The 16,854-nt window shown below is 62.4% G+C and carries 14 protein-coding genes and 1 pseudogene; 9 read left to right on the forward strand and 6 right to left on the reverse strand.

Annotated elements, in window-relative coordinates; translation table 11 throughout:
• Positions 1-14: 14 nt before the first annotated feature.
• The 4 genes from EHW12_RS02010 to EHW12_RS02025 all read left to right on the forward strand — a co-directional run bounded on the left by EHW12_RS02010 (position 15) and on the right by EHW12_RS02025 (position 6,643).
• Entirely contained in the window at positions 15-1,841 is a 1,827-nt protein-coding gene (locus EHW12_RS02010) for a multicopper oxidase domain-containing protein (protein ID WP_047271573.1), read from the forward strand.
• Positions 1,842-2,063: 222 nt separating this feature from the next.
• The gene (locus EHW12_RS02015; protein WP_007731553.1) at positions 2,064-3,278 is read left to right on the forward strand and encodes an acetyl-CoA C-acetyltransferase; all 1,215 of its coding nucleotides are present in this window, start codon (positions 2,064-2,066) and stop codon (positions 3,276-3,278) included.
• Between the two features lie 45 nt (positions 3,279-3,323).
• Positions 3,324-5,465: a 3-hydroxyacyl-CoA dehydrogenase NAD-binding domain-containing protein gene (locus EHW12_RS02020; RefSeq protein ID WP_003943799.1), complete on the forward strand. Its 2,142-nt coding sequence runs from the start codon at positions 3,324-3,326 to the stop codon at positions 5,463-5,465.
• A 140-nt stretch (positions 5,466-5,605) separates the two neighbouring features.
• The gene (locus EHW12_RS02025; RefSeq protein ID WP_047271575.1) at positions 5,606-6,643 is read left to right on the forward strand and encodes a type IV toxin-antitoxin system AbiEi family antitoxin domain-containing protein; all 1,038 of its coding nucleotides are present in this window, start codon (positions 5,606-5,608) and stop codon (positions 6,641-6,643) included.
• Between the two features lie 36 nt (positions 6,644-6,679).
• Here the strand turns inward: EHW12_RS02025 and EHW12_RS02030 are convergent, their stop codons facing one another.
• A complete protein-coding gene (locus EHW12_RS02030; protein ID WP_003943932.1) occupies positions 6,680-7,981 on the reverse strand; it encodes a class I SAM-dependent methyltransferase in 1,302 nt (433 codons plus the stop codon).
• Positions 7,978-9,380: pseudogene (locus EHW12_RS02035) on the reverse strand (FAD-binding oxidoreductase). The gene EHW12_RS02030 and the pseudogene EHW12_RS02035 overlap by 4 nt, the downstream one beginning before the upstream one ends.
• 338 nt (positions 9,381-9,718) lie before the next feature.
• On the opposite strand from EHW12_RS02035, the gene EHW12_RS02045 reads away from it, so the two are divergent.
• Positions 9,719-10,153 (forward strand): SRPBCC family protein, encoded by a 435-nt coding sequence (locus tag EHW12_RS02045; protein WP_003943959.1) that lies wholly within the window; start codon positions 9,719-9,721, stop codon positions 10,151-10,153.
• 54 nt (positions 10,154-10,207) lie between these two features.
• On the opposite strand, the gene EHW12_RS02050 is transcribed toward EHW12_RS02045, so the two are convergent.
• The 3 genes from EHW12_RS02050 to EHW12_RS02060 all read right to left on the reverse strand — a co-directional run bounded on the left by EHW12_RS02050 (position 10,208) and on the right by EHW12_RS02060 (position 12,900).
• The gene (locus EHW12_RS02050; RefSeq protein ID WP_076948714.1) at positions 10,208-11,719 is read right to left on the reverse strand and encodes an alpha/beta hydrolase; all 1,512 of its coding nucleotides are present in this window, start codon (positions 11,717-11,719) and stop codon (positions 10,208-10,210) included.
• A complete protein-coding gene (locus EHW12_RS02055) occupies positions 11,719-12,015 on the reverse strand; it encodes a hypothetical protein (RefSeq protein WP_076948715.1) in 297 nt (98 codons plus the stop codon). Before EHW12_RS02055 ends, EHW12_RS02050 begins: the two co-directional genes overlap by 1 nt.
• 84 nt (positions 12,016-12,099) lie before the next feature.
• Positions 12,100-12,900, reverse strand: a complete 801-nt coding sequence (locus EHW12_RS02060) for an Rv3717 family N-acetylmuramoyl-L-alanine amidase (protein WP_125050226.1) — start codon at positions 12,898-12,900, stop codon at positions 12,100-12,102.
• Positions 12,901-13,009: 109 nt separating this feature from the next.
• Here EHW12_RS02060 and EHW12_RS02065 point away from each other — a divergent pair, with 109 nt between their 5' ends.
• From EHW12_RS02065 to EHW12_RS02080, 4 genes are all read left to right on the forward strand, one after another.
• Complete coding sequence (locus EHW12_RS02065; protein ID WP_125050227.1) at positions 13,010-13,348, forward strand: YbaB/EbfC family nucleoid-associated protein; 339 nt, start codon at positions 13,010-13,012, stop codon at positions 13,346-13,348.
• Positions 13,349-13,360: 12 nt separating this feature from the next.
• A complete protein-coding gene (gene recR / locus EHW12_RS02070) occupies positions 13,361-13,981 on the forward strand; it encodes a recombination mediator RecR (protein ID WP_003943917.1) in 621 nt (206 codons plus the stop codon).
• A complete protein-coding gene (locus EHW12_RS02075) occupies positions 13,981-14,550 on the forward strand; it encodes a TetR family transcriptional regulator (protein ID WP_007731538.1) in 570 nt (189 codons plus the stop codon). Before recR ends, EHW12_RS02075 begins: the two co-directional genes overlap by 1 nt.
• A gap of 86 nt (positions 14,551-14,636) precedes the next feature.
• Complete coding sequence (locus EHW12_RS02080; protein ID WP_007731537.1) at positions 14,637-16,109, forward strand: MFS transporter; 1,473 nt, start codon at positions 14,637-14,639, stop codon at positions 16,107-16,109.
• Here EHW12_RS02080 and EHW12_RS02085 read toward each other — a convergent pair.
• Positions 16,096-16,809 carry a TetR/AcrR family transcriptional regulator gene (locus EHW12_RS02085; RefSeq protein WP_172827063.1) on the reverse strand — a complete coding sequence of 238 codons (714 nt, stop codon included), beginning with the start codon at positions 16,807-16,809 and terminating at the stop codon, positions 16,096-16,098. The two genes, EHW12_RS02080 and EHW12_RS02085, sit on opposite strands and share 14 nt — an antisense overlap.
• Positions 16,810-16,854 lie beyond the last annotated feature (45 nt).

A 16,854-nucleotide genomic window follows, 5' to 3' on the forward strand; every position in this document is an offset into this window, starting at 1 on the left:
GGGGAGGGGAATGTATGGGTATCGGGGTTTCCAGAAGATCGGTTCTGAAAGGGTCGGTAGTCGGCACAGCGGCTGTTGCTTTGGGTGCAAAGGCAGGTGCTGCTCCGGCGGGGAGTGTGGATATCGAGTCTCCGTTGATTTTTCATTCGCCGGAGTTCGAGCCGTTCTGTGACGAACTACATTCGTTGTCAACGCTTTCCGGAAACGAGATCACACTGACAGCGCAAGTGGGGCAACATGCCTTTCATCGGGATTTTCCCTCGTCCCCAGCACTGTCGTACCGCAGCGGAGAGATCGGTGGCGGTTATCTGGGCCCTACCGTCGAGGCGCATTCCGGCGAGCCGATCATGTTGACGTTCGAGAACGATCTGACCGGACATCCGTTGGCAGCGGACATGGATATGACGCTGCATGGAATGCAGGCAGACTTTCGCGCTAACCCGCCGACGTCGTTGCACTTGCACGGAGGAGTCACTTCACCTGAGAGCGACGGCCATCCGGAGCTGCTGGTGATGCCGGGACAGGCTGCGATGCATCACTTTTTGCACGGTCAGGAAGCCGCCCACCTCTGGTATCACGATCACGCGATGGGCATCACCCGGCTCAACGTCTACGCCGGTCTGATCGGCAACTATCTGATCAGGGATGAATTCGACACCGGCAAACTGGGAAATCCGTTGGGGTTGCCGGCCGAGGAATTCGAGATCCCGTTGATCCTGCAGGAGAAGATCTTCACGCCGACAGGCGCCCAGAACGGCCGATCCACCATCTTGATCCCGGAAGGATCGTGGGAAGGCGGCGCGGTGGGCGACGTCGGCTTGGTCAACGGCAAGGTGTGGCCGGAACTGGCTGTGGCTCGGGGCCTTTACCGCTTCCGCATCGTCAATGCGTCGTCGGCAAGTGTGTGGAATCTTCACTTCTCGAACATGATGACGTTCTGGGTCATCGGCAACGACGCCGGAATGCTCGACGCGCCCGTCGCGGTCAATGCCTTCCGCTGCGCACCGGGGGAGCGGTACGACCTCCTCGTCGATTTCACCGGACTGTCGGAGGGTTCGACGGTGGAGCTTCGCAACGACGAGGCGCCCCCGCTACCCGCCGCTGTCATCGGTGAAGTGACGATGCCGCTGTTCTGCCGGTTCCGCGGTGACGCCAGGCGCGGATTCACCGGTGGTGTTCCGTCGCAACTGCGCGGTGGGCGCCGGCAACGTGACGTTCTCGCCCCGTTGGAGCAGCCGACGGTAATTCGCACGGTGACGGTGAGCCAGCAACTGGAACTGCGGAATCCACCGGCTCAGATGACGCTGAACAACCTGACGTTCAGCACCACGGACGTCGAGAGGCCGCGGCAAGGCACCGTCGAGCAGTGGAACATCGTCAACACCACGCCGGACCCGCATCCGATACACCTGCACCTGGTGAATTTCCGGATTCTCGGCAGAACACCGATGCGGACGCTGGAGTACTTGATCCGACATCCGCAGCCGGTGATCGGCAACAAGTGGACTCCGTCGCCCGAAGGGTTCGAGGCGGGGCCGATGATCGCGCCGGCGCCGTGGGAAGCGGGAATGAAGGACACCGTCAGGGTGGACGGCGGCACCGTCACCCGGATCATCGTGCGATTCCCCACCGCGGATGAGCTGGGTTTCGATCCCGACGCGATGTTCGATCGTCTTCCGAGCGGTGGGATGACGGGCAGTGGGATGACGGGCGGTGGGATGACGGGCGGCGGGCGCCACGATATGGCTGATTCTGGTCGACTCCAGGGATATGTGTGGCATTGCCATCTACTCGATCACGAAGATCACGACATGATGTTGCCGTATCGCATCGTGCCGTGAGTGCTTCCGGGGGCGCACCCGAAATGAACCGAAGCGGGCAGGCGTTCGCGCACCTGATCACCTCGGTCACCTAGCAGGATCGCTTCGGTCCTTCCCATGAATTTGGAACACGTTCTACAGTGAAAGGGCTGAGGTCTGTACCTCGGCCATGCGCCACCACCGAAGGTGGCGCGGACGATCTGCAGACCGGTTCGACGAATTACACGGAAGGAACACCTCACAGTGACCACAGAGGCATTCATTTATGAAGCCATCCGTACCCCGCGAGGCCGCGGCAAGAAGACCGGGTCGTTGCACTCGGTCAAGCCGATCTCGCTGGTCACGGGTCTGATCCAGGAACTGCGCGTGCGCTTTCCCGACCTCGACGAGGACCGGATCTCCGACCTCATCCTGGGCGTCGTCACCCCCGTTGGCGATCAGGGAATGGACATCGCCCGCGTTGCAGTCAACGATGCGGGACTGCCCGACACCGTCGGCGGCGTTCAGCTCAACCGTTTCTGCGCTTCCGGCCTCGAGGCCGTGAACATGGCTGCTCAGAAGGTTCGGTCCGGCTGGGACGAACTGGTGATCGCCGGTGGCGTCGAGTCGATGTCCCGCGTTCCGATGGGATCCGACGGTGGACCGTGGGCACTCGACCCCGCCACCAACTACGACAACTACTTCGTGCCGCAGGGCGTCGGCGCAGACCTCATCGCCACCATCGAGGGCTTCTCGCGTGACGACGTCGACGCATACGCCGTGCGCTCGCAGGACCTCGCCGCCAAGGCGTGGACCGGCGGATACTTCGCCAAGTCGGTAGTGCCGGTCAAGGACATCAACGGCATCACCATCCTCGACAACGACGAGCACATGCGTCCGGGCACCACGGCAGAGAACCTCGCCGGCTTGGCTCCCGCGTTCGGTGTGATCGGTGAAATCGGCGGATTCGACGCCGTGTCGCTGCAGAAGTACCACTGGGTCGAGAAGATCAACCACGTTCACCACGGCGGCAACAGCTCGGGAATCGTCGACGGCGCTGCCCTCGTGCTCGTCGGTAGCGAGCAGGCCGGCAAGGACATGGGTCTGACGCCGCGCGCTCGCGTCGTCGCCACCGCCACCAGCGGCGCCGACTCCACCATCATGCTCACCGGCCCGACGCCGGCGTCGAAGAAGGTTCTGGCAGCTGCCGGCCTGACGGTCGACGACATCGACCTCTTCGAGATCAACGAGGCATTCGCTTCCGTCGTCCTGAAGTTCCAGAAGGACCTGAACATCCCGGACGAGAAGCTCAACGTCAACGGTGGCGCGATCGCCATGGGTCACCCGCTCGGTGCAACCGGCGCGATGATCACCGGAACGATGGTCGACGAGCTCGAGCGTCGTGGCGGCAAGCGCGCCCTCATCACCCTGTGCATCGGCGGCGGTATGGGCGTTGCCACCATCATCGAGCGCGTCTGACGCGGCGTCCGTCCTTCCAACGAGGCTTACCAGGAGTCAAGCAAAGTGACTGATCAGAACATCATCAACTGGGACCAGGACGCCGACGGCATCGTCGTGCTCACCATCAACGATCCCAACCAGGGCGCAAACACCATGAACGACGCGTACATCGCGTCGATGAAGGCCACCGTCGACCGTCTGGTCGCCGAGAAGGACTCCATCACCGGTGCCGTCATCACTTCCGGCAAGAAGACCTTCTTCGCCGGTGGCGACCTCAAGAACATGATCAAGGTCGGCCCCGAGCAGGCCGAGGAGATCTACAACCACAGCGTCGAGATCAAGGCAGACCTGCGTCGTCTCGAAACTCTCGGCAAGCCGGTCGTCGCCGCCATCAACGGTGCGGCGCTCGGCGGTGGCCTCGAGATCGCTCTCGCGACCCACCACCGCATCGCGGCAGACGTCAAGGGCGTCAAGATCGGCCTGCCCGAGGTCACCCTCGGCCTGCTGCCCGGCGGCGGCGGCGTCGTGCGTACCGTGCGGATGCTCGGCCTGCAGAACGCGCTCATGGGCGTCCTGCTCCAGGGGCAGCAGCGTGGACCCGTTCAGGCCAAGGAAGTCGGCCTCATCGACGAGGTCGTCGGCTCGGTAGAAGAACTGGTTCCGGCTGCGAAGGCATGGATCAAGGCCAACCCCGAAGGCGGCGTTCAGCCGTGGGATGTCAAGGGCTACAAGATCCCTGGCGGAACTCCGTCCACTCCGGCATTCGCTGCCAACCTTCCGGCGTTCCCCGCGAACCTGCGTAAGCAGCTCAAGGGCGCTCCGATGCCGGCTCCGCGCGCCATCATGGCCGCAGCCGTCGAGGGTTCGCAGGTCGACATCGACAACGCGCTGCTCATCGAGGCTCGCTACTTCACCTCGCTGGTGACCGGCCGCGTCGCGAAGAACATGATCCAGGCGTTCTTCTTCGACCTGCAGTCGATCAACGGCGGCGGTTCACGTCCGGCAGGCATCGAGAAGTCCACCATCAAGAAGGTCGGCGTCCTCGGCGCAGGCATGATGGGCGCGGGCATCGCGTACGTCTCCGCGAAGGCCGGCTTCGACGTCGTCCTCAAGGACGTCAGCATCGAGGCTGCCAACAAGGGCAAGGCGTACGCCGAAGGCATTGAGGCCAAGGCGCTCTCGCGCGGCAAGACCACGCAGGAGAAGTCCGACGCACTCCTCGCCAAGATCACCCCGACGGCTGACCCGGCAGATTTCGCCGGCGTCGACTTCGTCATCGAAGCAGTCTTCGAGAGCCAGGAACTCAAGCACAAGGTGTTCCAGGAGATCGAGGACATCGTCGATCCCAAGGCGCTGCTGGGCTCGAACACCTCGACGCTGCCCATCACGGGTCTCGCCACCGGCGTGAAGCGTCAGGAAGACTTCATCGGCATCCACTTCTTCTCGCCCGTCGACAAGATGCCGCTGGTGGAGATCATCCGCGGTGAGAAGACCTCCGACGAGACTCTGGCTCGCGTGTTCGACTACGTCCAGGCGATCCGCAAGACGCCGATCGTGGTCAACGACTCGCGTGGCTTCTTCACCTCGCGTGTCATCGGAACCTTCATCAACGAGGCCATCGGCATGCTCGCCGAGGGTGTCGAGCCCGCCACCATCGAGCAGGCCGGTATGCAGGCCGGTTACCCGGCTGCGCCGCTTCAGCTTTCGGATGAGCTCAACCTCACCCTCATGCAGAAGATCCGCAAGGAATCTGCCGACGCCGCCAAGGCCGAGGGCAAGGAACTGCCGGCAGATCCGGCCGGCGAGGTCATCAACACCCTCGTCGAGAAGTTCGATCGTAAGGGCAAGCTCGGTGGAGCCGGCTTCTACGATTACGCCGAGGGCAAGCGCACCGGCCTGTGGTCCGGACTCCGCGAGAACTTCAACTCCGGAACCTCCGATGCTCCGATCCAGGACCTCATCGACCGCATGCTGTTCATCGAGGCGATCGAGACGCAGAAGTGCTTCGACGAGAACGTCCTGATCACCACGGCGGACGCCAACATCGGCTCCATCATGGGTATCGGATTCCCGGCCTGGACCGGTGGCGTTCACCAGTTCATCGTCGGTTACGAGGGCGGCACGGCCGGCTTCGTCGCTCGCGCAAAGGAACTCGCTGCGCAGTACGGCCCGCGGTTCACCCCGCCGGCTTCGCTAGGGGCATAGCCCCCGTGCGCCTTTTTGGTAGTTACGGCTACCAAAAAGGCGCACAGGGGTTCATCCCCAGCCTGTGAGTTATCCACAGACGAACTCCGACAGCGAATTTCGCGTCAGTCCTGTCGGAGTTCGGCCTGACGCTTGGTGCCATGACTACGTCTCATGGTGGAAGCGAGTTTCTCCGGATTCTCGATGCGCAATCCGGTCTGGTACGGCAACAGCAACTCTCGTCATTCGGATACAACCGAGGGATGCTGCGGAACTTTCTGGACCGCGGCGAATGGCAGCGCGTTCTACAAGGCGTGTATGCAGTGACCGCTGGCCCGCTCACCAGAGAAATGATCTTGAACGCCGCTTGGCTTTATGGTGGCCCGCAAGCGATTCTGAGCCACGACACTGCAGCTGAGGAATGGGGAATGCGTCGCATCGACGCAGACAAGCCAGTCCATGTCACCGTGCCCTACGGCAAGTCGGCTCGCTGTCAGTCCGCGACAATCCGCCGAGTTCCAGCGCGAACGTCGGGTGCACTTGTCAGAGTGGGTGGCGTGGTTCACCCCGGGGTAGTCGTCCACCGATCCCGAGCCCACCGATACATCGGCGTGCCGTCAGTCATACCTCGAACGTCGCGGGCGGATACCGCGATTGATCTTGCGACCGCCGAATCCACAGCGCGAAGCGCCTACGTTTCACTCATCACCACAGTGACAAATGCGCGAATTCCGTTGAACGATGTGCGTCGTCGGATTGACGAACGAACACCACATCGATTCAAGGGTGCGCTTTCCGATGCGGTACGCCTCCTGGCAGACGGGGTGCAGTCAACGCTCGAATACCACTATGCGGTCGACGTGGAGCAGGCGCACGGGTTGCCGTCGGCCAGACGCCAGTCTCCGGTCCGCGTCGACGGCCGCACGCTGTACGAGGATTGCGACTACAGCGAATTCGGTGTGCCGCTGATCGTGCGTCTCGACGGTCGGTGGGCGCATTCCATGGCCGAGGTGGCATTTCGTGATCGCCGCCGTGACAATGCGGCAGAGCTGGCAGGTCGTCCGCGGTTGGTCTACGGATTCGACGAGGTGGTGAAGACCCCGTGCCAGGTTGCGCACGAGGTGGAGACGGTCTTGCGGCGGGGAGGTTGGGTGAGGACGCAGTCGGGTGCCTGCGGCACCTGTGCGCCTTTTTGGTAGTGCCGACTACCAAAAAGGCGCACAGGGGCTTTGCCCCTAGGCCTTCCACCACGGGCGAAGCGGCACATGCGCCTCACCCTTGGGGCCTAGCTTGACGGCCAGAACCTGGTGCAGCTGAACGACATTGCGCTCGAACCCGAGTCGTGAGCCGGCCATGTACAGGCCCCAGACGCGGGCGGTTCCTTCGCCGACCTCGGCGACGCACGCGTCCCAGTTGTCGACGAGATTCTGGCACCATCCGGCGAGCGTCAGTGCGTAATGCTCGCGAAGGTTCTCTTCGTGACGCACCTCGAGGCCGACGTTCTGGATTTCGGAGATGATGCGACCCGAACCGGTGAGCTCCCCGTCGGGGAAGACGTACCGGTCGATGAATCCGCCTGCCTTGGCGCTGCTTCGGTTGTCCGGACGGGTGATGCAGTGGTTGAGCAGACGCCCACCCTCACGCAGCTTGCCCTTGAGGAACTCGAAGTACGCCGGGTAGTTTCCGACGCCGATGTGCTCGGTCAGGCCGATGGAGGACACTGCGTCGAATCCGGTCTCGGCCACGTCGCGGTAGTCGGAGAAACGGACCTGGGCGAGATCGGCGAGGCCCTCGTCCTCGATGGCCTTCTGTGCCCAATCCGCTTGCTCGCGTGAGAGAGTCACGCCGATCACCTTGACGCCGCGCCTGGCCGCGTAGCGGACCATCGAGCCCCAGCCACAGCCGATGTCGAGAAGTCGATCACCCTTCTGGAGTCCGAGCTTCTCGAACACCAGGCGGTACTTGTTCTCCTGGGCTTCTTCGAGCGTCTGTTCCGCATTGTCGTAAGCGGCACAGGTGTACGTCATGGACGGGCCGAGGACGTACTCGTAGAAGGTGTTGGAGACGTCGTAGTGGTGATGGATGACTTCGGCGTCACGAGTCTTGGAGTGACGCAGTCCTTCTGCGACGCGACGCCAGCGAGGGAGATGTTCCTGGGGCGGCGGGGCGATGGGCCGCAACAGATCCCAGCCCAGGGAGCGCGTGATGCTGGCGAGCGTCAGTGCGGACGGGCGCTTGAGGTGGAGTTCGTCACCCATGATGCGCAGGATCTCGTACGGATCACCGGGGTGGACGCCCTCGGCTTCGAGATCGCCGGAGACGTACGCGCGGGCCATGCCGAGGTCACCGGGAGCTGTTGCGAGATAAGTGGTTCCGCGAGTCGACTTGAGGTGCAGTCCGTAGTCGGCATCTTCGGGGCCGGCGGTGCTGCCGTCGTACGCGGTGAATCGAAGCGGCAGCATGCCGTCGGAAAGCGTCTCGAGAATCTCGGCAATAGAGAGCTTGTCCTGGCTTTTGGAGTCTTTGAACGTGGTCATTTACGTTGCACCGCCTTAGAGAATAGATCCAATAAACGGGATTTCGGGTCGTAGCGTTCCTTGAGTCCGATGTACCGGTCGCCGCCGTAGTACAGCTCCTCGAAGTCTTCCTTCGAGTAGTAGGAGTCGGAGTAGAGCGATTTGTGTCCGTCGAAATCGCTGACCTTTTCTTCGATCAGTCGATTTGCTGCCCCCTCGCGCTCACCGGGAACGATCGGCACCGAAGACCAGAAGCCGATGTTGACGTAGGTGCGCTTGGGTTCGAGGGGTAGAGGGGCCACGGCCGTGATGCAGAAGCGGCGGCAGGGCTTGGCTCGCGAAGACGCAACGGGCACAACCACAGTGGTTCGATCGGGATTTCCTCGAGGAACCACGAGACGAAGTCCGCGGTTCGTTCGATGGGTACCTCGACGTCCTGGACGACGCGTTCGCGCGGGGGCTTGCCCTTGCGCTTTTCGAGGCGATCTCCGATGTCGTACTTGTGGTCGAGGGCGATCAGCTTCCAGTAGAAGCTGCTGCGCAGGTACTGCTTGGGCCAGAAGCGCCGGATCTTCGGGTTCTGTGCACCGAAAGCTCGTGAGCACCAGAACCAGTCGGTGTCCCAGCGCCACAGGTAGTCGCGAATGGTCAAGCGATCCGTCTTGGGCTGGGTGAGTGACGAATGCTGGATCGACCGGTAGAAGATGTCTTGGTCGGTGTAATCGCTGACTGGGCCTTCCTCGTCGGTTTGCACGCCGAGTGTGAGGTAGCTCTCGGAATCGGTGAAGACCACCCCGTCGAGATAGTCGACGGCGATCCCGTCGTACTCGCGTTCGGTGACGATGCGATCCATCGTTTCTTCGAGTTTCTTCAACGAATCGAAGCGCACGTGGCGCAAGGCGACGTACTTCTTGACGGGTTCGAGTGCGATCTTCAATCGCGTCGAATAGCCAAGGGTGCCGTAGGAATTGGGGAAACCGAAGAACAGTTCGGCGTGTTCGCCGTCCGGTGTTGCGGTGATGATCTCGCCGCTTCCGGTCAGTACGTCGATTTCGAGTACCGACTCGTGCGGCAGGCCGTTGCGGAACGAGGTGGACTCGATGCCCAGGCCGGTCACCGCACCGCCCAGGGTGATGGTCTTGAGTTGAGGCACGACCAGGGGCGCCAGCCCGTAGGGCAGCGTCGCGTCGACGAGGTCCTCGTACGTGCACATGCCGGCGACGTCGGCTGTGCGCGCCTGCGCATCGACGGCGATGACACCTGCCAGACCGCTGACGTCGAGGCCGGGGGCCGACGTCTTGGCGCGAGCGCGGAACAGATTGGATGTCTTCTTTGCCAGGCGTACAGAAGCATCGGCGGGAATGGCGCGGTATGACGCGAGTAGGCGTTCGACGCCTTCTCTGTGCTGCTCGAACCCCATTTCACGCGCAGCATCGGAACCCGGGCCTTGCTTTGTCCGGATTCGATCTAACTTCTGAACTACCCCATTGAACGAGAGAGTCACACCCTGACGCTATCGGTAGTTGCGTGTGCAAGCTATCCGGAGGGGTATTAATGCCCGAATTTGATCGAGTTGTTGCAATCGAACTCGGTAAATGCTCCGAGTGGTGAACCAGCTCACACGGAATGGGTAGATGGTCGAGATACCCGGGCGCAGCAGGCAGTATGGAAAGGAATATCTGCGCAGTTCGAGGTGCGGATTCGGGTAGTCATTCGCGGTATCGAGCCGCGTTGGTCGAGCAAGGAGACGTAGGGCATATGGGTCAGGTCAATGCAATGAGTTCGACAGTCGTCACAGCAGCACCCGACAAGGTGCTCGCGGCGCTCTCGGACTACGAGACGGTTCGCCCGCGAATCCTGTCCGAGCAGTACCTCGACTACAAGGTCGTCGAAGGTGGCCAGGGTGACGGAACCGTCGCGCAGTGGACGCTCAAGGCGACGGAAAAGCGCTCGCGCAACGTCAAGGCGACAGTGACGGTCGACGGCAACGTCATCACCGAGAAGGACGCGAACTCCAGCCTCGTCACCACCTGGACCGTTGCCCCCAACGGCACCGGAACGACGGTGACGACGCTCACCCAGTGGCAGGGTGCCACCGGTATCGGCGGCTTCTTCGAGCGCACGTTCGCTCCGAAGGGTCTGCAGCGCATCCAGGCCCAGGTCCTGGACAACCTCAAGCGCGAACTCGTCTAACCGATCCTGCATCACCGAGATGGCGTCGTACCTTCACCGGTACGGCGCCTTCTTTCACGGGCCGGTAATGATCCGTCCGAATTCGGTGAGTGCGGGGTTTCCGCTTTCCCAGTAATCGCTGTGAACTCCGAACCCAGGCTCCCCGGGAGATCCGGTGAATACCTGCGCGCCGAATTCCGGATCCGACGGGTCGAACCCGTGGACTCCGAGGATCTTGGGGATCAATTGGACCGGATCCCAGAAGGCCGTCGTCGAATGAACATGGTGAGCCACCTCGTCCGAGTCGACGCCGTCCAGGCTCAGTTCGTTCACGCGCTCGGCATCGACGCCGGGGCTTGCGACAAAAACCAGTTCATCGACGTCGAGAGAAGCGCCACGGGTAGTCGCGGCACCGACGACGGTGCTGCCGTAGGAATGACCGATCACCACGTTGTGCGAAGGCGGGCCGTCATGCGAGGCTCGTAACCCGTCCTGGAAGCTGTCGAGCCTCGGCGCTGCGGAGTTGGCGTACCGATCCGAGGCTGCGTCGGGAATGCCTGGGGGAGCGTCGTATCCGGACCACAGGATCACTGATGTGGCTTCCGTTGGCGCCGCCCTGACCGCCGCGTCGTACATGGCCTTGGTTCGTTGCAGGTCTCCGCCGACGCCCGACAGCCCGGAGCCGGTTCCGGGAACCAGTGTTGCGACGTTGCCGGCGGCATCGGGATTACCGACTGCCACGACGGCATGCCCATCCGTGACCGAGAGAAGGAACGTGTCCGGTCGAAGTTCGCCGCGCACGGCCGTGTATCCGGCAGCTACCGTTCGATCCGGTAACTGCTCGAGCGCAGAGAGGTACCGCCGGTTGTAGTAGTCCCGGTCCAGAGCGGGAAGGCCGTCCCGGCTACCGATGGACGGATCCCACCTCGCCAACGCGTCTTTCTCGTTGGGCGTGAGCGATTCCCAGAGTCGGTGTAGCTCCGTTGGTGTCCCGGGGAGTGTCGACCTCCCGTCGAGGATGTCGAGGACAGTGCGGTCGAGGCGATCAGGCTGATTGCCAAGGAGTGATCCGATCTCTCGGAATGCCGCACCCAGAGCAGTCGCGGCCCGGTTGTCTTCGTCGTCGAGTGCCGTCAATGCAGTGGAGATCTTCTGCTGAAAAACCTGTGCAGCCGTGTCGTTTTCGGAATCTTGCATGGCGTCGGCCAGATTCCACGGCTGCTTCGTCTCAGGTGCCGATACCGCTCCACTGTCTGACACCGTCAAGCCGTGTTCGAGAGTCGCCTCCTCGACCAGGTCCAGAACTGATTTTCGCGCCGCACCGATCGTATTGGACGCTCCGGCATACAGATCCGCAACTACGCGAACTGCAATCGACAGCCGCGACGAGGAAAGCGAGATGCCAGACCACTGCACTGCGGCTGCGCTCGACGCTTGTCCCTGCCAGAATTCGCGGACGGCGTCGATGCTGCGTCCGGCGTCATTGCCGAGGACTTCGATCTGCCGGTCGATGTCGATCAGTTCCGAAGCGCTTGTGCGCAATTTCTCCGGTGACCACGTTCGAAGCTGAGAGACGGTGGGCCGCATCAGTAGGCTCCGCGCAGTTCGGACACCACTTCGCCCTCGGCAGCGTCGTACAGACGTGCTGCGGCAGCGGTTCCCGACGCCATGAGTCCCAACTGCGTAGCCAGGTGCCGGTACGCGTCGGCGATGACGCCTGCATTCCCAGTCGACACAGCCGTGACAGCGGACGAATTCAGGGCCGCCGCGGCTTCGAAAATCGGTCCGGCGGAACCGATCCCCGAGATCTGATCCGCAATTCGAGACAGATCAGCTGAAAGTTGCTGCAGAGCAGCGAAATCTACCTGAAGTATCGGCCCCATGGCAGAACCGTATCCAGGTGAGCGGGCTACCTCGGCGGTGCCGACATACCTGTGGACAAGTGGAATTTCTCCACAGAAGACAGGTCAGGGGGTTGTGAGGAAGGCGGTGACTCCGCTGGTGACGGCGGACGCATATTCCTGCTGACCGTCCGGGCTCGTCATGCGCGCTGCCTCGTCGGCATTTCGCATGTTGCCGAGTTCGACCAGAATCGACGGCCGCTGCGACAGATTGAGTCCCGTCAGATCGGCGCGTGGTGCCAGCCCGTCGTCACCGATGTAGGTCGACGGGGTGAGTCCGGCTGTGACGAGTGAGTCGCGCATGGTTTCGGCAAAGGTGACGGACGGGCCGGCCTGCACCGCGTTCAGCGGGGGCGCGGAGTAGCAGACGTGGAAGCCCTCGGCTCCGGCTGCTGCGCCGTCCGCGTGAATGCTCACCACTACGTCGGCGCCGGAGGAATTGGCAGCTTCGGCGCGTGCGTCGACGCAAGATCCGACGCTGATGTCGTCCGGTCGACTCAGGACCACTGTGGCGCCTTGGCCTTCGAGTTCGCTCTTGACCAGGCTCGCGACTTCCCAGTTGAAGGTGTGCTCGGGGAACCCGGCATCGGTGTCGGTGCCGGTGGTCTGGCAGTTCTTGGTGCCGCCGCGGCCCGTGGGGACCTGGGTGTTGATGCTGTCGTCGTTCGCCCCGCTGTGCCCGGGATCGAGGAAGACGACCTTGCCGGTGAGCGCAGCGGGGACGTCAGCGGCGACAGTGCTCAGCGGAGACACCTCGACCGAAGTCGTGGCCTCGGCAGTCTCGGTCGGAATCGTGCACGCAGCGCTCAGAAGCCCGGCCCCGACCACGGCGATCAGGGCAGTGGAGCGGAACACACGTGATGCCATGTTTGACCCTCTTGACGGTTTTACGGTGTCTGACTGGTTCCGGCGCACCCGCTCACGGTAGCGCGCACCGACTACGCTGGTGGGGATAACTCTGTAGAAAGGACCGCTCGTGCAACCAGGTGGAGCACCCGACATGTCTGCTCTGTTGGCTCAGGCTCAGCAGATGCAGCAGCAATTGATGGAGGCGCAGCAGGAAATGGCTCAGGCCGAAGTGACCGGTCAGGCCGGTGGCGGACTGGTTGTCGCCACGGTCAAGGGCACCGGCGAGGTTGTCGGTCTGCAGATCGATCCCAAGGTCGTCGACCCCGAAGATGTCGAGACGCTGCAGGATCTGGTGATCGGCGCGATCGAGGACGCTTCGCGCAAGGCACAGGAAGTCGCTGCTGAGAAGCTCGGCCCGTTGGCCGGCGGACTCGGCGGAGGCCTTCCCGGTCTCCCCGGCTTCTAGAAACGAGAACGCGTGTACGAAGGTCCGGTTCAGGATCTGATCGACGAACTCGGGAAGCTTCCCGGAGTCGGGCCGAAGAGCGCTCAACGCATCGCTTTTCACCTGCTCTCCGTGGAGCCTCCCGAGATCGACCGTTTGAAAAATGCATTGCAGCGCATCCGTGACGGCGTTCAGTTCTGCACGGTGTGCGGAACTGTCTCCGATCAGGAGAAGTGCCGCATCTGCGCCGACGCACGTCGCGATCGCACGGTGATCTGCGTCGTGGAGGAACCGAAGGACGTTCAGGCCGTCGAGCGCACCCGTGAGTTCAAGGGTCGCTATCACGTGCTCGGCGGTGCGCTCAATCCGCTCTCGGGGATCGGGCCTGACCAGTTGCGTATCCGGGAGTTGTTGGCTCGCATCGCAAATCAGGAGGACGGCGTCGACGTGTCCGAGGTCATCATCGCCACTGACCCCAACACCGAGGGTGAGGCGACAGCTACCTATCTCGTTCGCATGATGCGAGACATTCCGGGGCTCACGGTGTCTCGGTTGGCTTCGGGTCTTCCGATGGGTGGCGATCTCGAATTCGCAGACGAGTTGACGCTGGGTCGCGCATTGTCCGGCCGTCGTGAATTGTCGCGGAACGCCTGATGAGCGGCACGGAGCAAGGTCAGCAGGTGCGTCGTACGTCCGAGCAGACGCGTGCGCAGATCATCGCGTCGGCCGGGAAAGCATTCGCGACTCGGCCCTACCGCGAAATCACGCTCAAGGACATCGCCGAAGACGCAGGCGTCAGCGCACCGCTGATCATCAAGTACTTCGGTTCCAAAGAGCAGTTGTACGACGAGTTGGTCGACTTCCGGGCAGCGGCGGTCACGGTCTTCGATGCCCCGAACGACTCGCTCGGCGAGCGCATGGTCTCGCTGTTCACCAAGCCGTTGGAGTCGTACAAGCCGCTGTCCATGAGCTTGTTGTTCATGAGCGGCGTCAGTGAAGAGAGCAACCGCAAGCTGCGCGAGAACTATTCGACGCAGATGATCGACACCCTCGCCGCTCGCCTGTCCGGCCCCGACGCGAGATTGCGCGCGGAACTGGCGATGTCGATGGTGGTCGGAGTGGCGATCATGCGCCGACGGATGATGGCCGGCCATGCCACCGGCACCCAGGACGAGGTGGTTGCGCTGTATGCACCGCTGGTGCAAAAGCTGCTCGACGGGTGAGCGGCGTCACAATTCTTGCTAGGTAAATATCCGTTCACCTAATGTAGGTGAACGGATATTTACCTAGTGAGAACAGGCGGTGTGGGGTGACGACGCTCGACCGTCCGCCGGGCACGCCTGCAGTCACCACCTCCGACGCGGGACTCGCGCAGCCGCGCTCCCGCTTCCTGTTCCCCATCGTTGTCGCCGCCGCAGTGTTCCAGGCTGTTCTGCAGACGGTCATCGTTCCACTGCTGCCGGAGTTGCCGCACTTCACAGGCGCTGGACGCACGGCCGTGTCCTGGCTGGTGACCGTCACGCTGCTGGTCGGCGCTGTCGTCACTCCCATCTTCGGTCGACTCGCCGACATGTTCGGCAAGAAGAAGATGCTTCTGGTTGCTTTCTCGATGATGACTCTCGGCTCGATGTTGTGTGCGCTGTCGTCGGACATCGCTGTCCTCATCTTCGCGAGAGCGTTGCAGGGGGCCGGGTCGGCAGTCATCCCCATCGGAATCTCCATGCTCCGTGACGAATTGCCACGCAACAAGGTCAACGGCGCAGTGGCCATGATGAGTTCGACGCTCGGCGTCGGAACCGCTTTGGGCATACCGTTTTCCGCGATGATCGCGCAGTACTCGAACTGGCACGTCCTGTTCTGGGTAACCACCGCCATCGGGCTGTCCGTGACTCTTGCTGCGGTGCTGTTCATTCGAGAGTCCGAGCCGAATCCGTCGGGAAGATTCGACGGCGTCGGGGCGGTTGGTCTGAGCGCCGCGATGATTGCTCTGCTTGTGCCGATCACTCAGGGGTCGAGTTGGGGGTGGACCAGTGGAGCGGTGATCTCCATGCTGGCCGCGTCGGCGGTGCTGTTCACGCTCTGGGTAATTCAACAGCGGCGCAACGTCAATCCGCTGGTCGACGTCCGTGCTCTCGTGAAACGTGCGGTGTTGATCCCGCATCTGGCGGCTCTGCTGGTCGGGTTCGCGTTTTTCGGGAACACGCTGATCACGACACAACTGCTGCAGGGGATGAAGGGGCCGGGTGCCGGGTACGGCCTGTCGATCATCGCGGCAGCGCTCTGCCAGATTCCGGCGAGTATCGCGATGGTGCTGTTCTCACCGGTTGCGGTGCGTATCACCGACCGCTTCGGTTCACGGACCGCGATGTTGACCGGCGCCGTGTTCCTCGCCGGCGGGTACGGGATTCACGCCGTTGCCGGTAAGCCGCTGTGGGGAGTGGTTGCAGCACTGGGTATCACAGCGGTCGGGACTGCCATCGTGTACAGCACGCTCTCGCTGCTGATTCTGGTTGCCGTACCTCGTCAGCGACTGGCGGCTGCCAACGGGGTGAACTCACTTCTGCGGACGTCCGGAAGCACGATCTGCAGTGCGACGGTGGCAACCATTCTCGCTGCATTCGTGATCAGCGGTTCGGAACATTCCACGTCGTGGACCGGATTCTCCGTCGCCTACCTGGTGTGCGCGGGCTGCGCGGTGGTCGTGTTCGCGGTGTCGATCCTGTTGCCGCAGGGACGAACCCCGAAACATCTGGATTTGCCGGATCTGGTCAGGCGACCCTGAATCCCGAGAGGAAGAGCGTGATCATCAGATCCGCGAACTCGTCGGTGGTGTACTTCTGGCGATCCGGCCAATGCGTTGTCGACCACAAGGTGTCTCGTACCGATCGATAGAAAATTTCCGGTGCCACGTCTTTGCGGAAGATTCCCTGATCGACGCCTTCGGCAATCGCTTTCATCCAATGCTCGCGGACTTGGCGGGAAGGCCCGTCGACGGATTGCAGGAGATCGTTGTCGCGAAGATAAGCCCGATCGTTCTGGTAGATCGCCGTCGGGTGCGGGTGTAGTTCGATGACGACCAGCGTCTCGCGGATCAAGCCGCGCAGGACTTCCTCGGGGTCGTTTGCCGTCTTCTCCACCTGATCGAAGCGGAGCTGAATGTCGGTGATGAAGCCGCGCATGAGCTCGGCAACTATCGCATTCTTCGACTTGAAGTAGTGGTAGAGGCTGCCCGAGAACACACCGGCGGCGTCGCCGATCTCGCGAACGGTCGTGGTGGCGACACCCTTCCTGGCAAACAGCTCGGCTGAGCTCTCCAGGATCTTCTCCCGACGATCTGGTGATGCCACTGAAATCTCCACTGGTTGTCGGTCCTGCTCAGGGCAGGGTTTCGGGGGTGCCGGGCTGCCGGCGTCGAACGTAGCGCAATCCTGCCTGATAGCTCCGGCTCGAACCAATTCGTCGGTGAGATCGCGTGTTTCCACTTCCGGATTCCTATGCTAGCTTCAAAATCAAGCGCTTGCTCAACT

This window comes from Rhodococcus sp. NJ-530 (assembly GCF_003860625.1).
GTDB lineage: Bacteria > Actinomycetota > Actinomycetes > Mycobacteriales > Mycobacteriaceae > Rhodococcus_F > Rhodococcus_F qingshengii.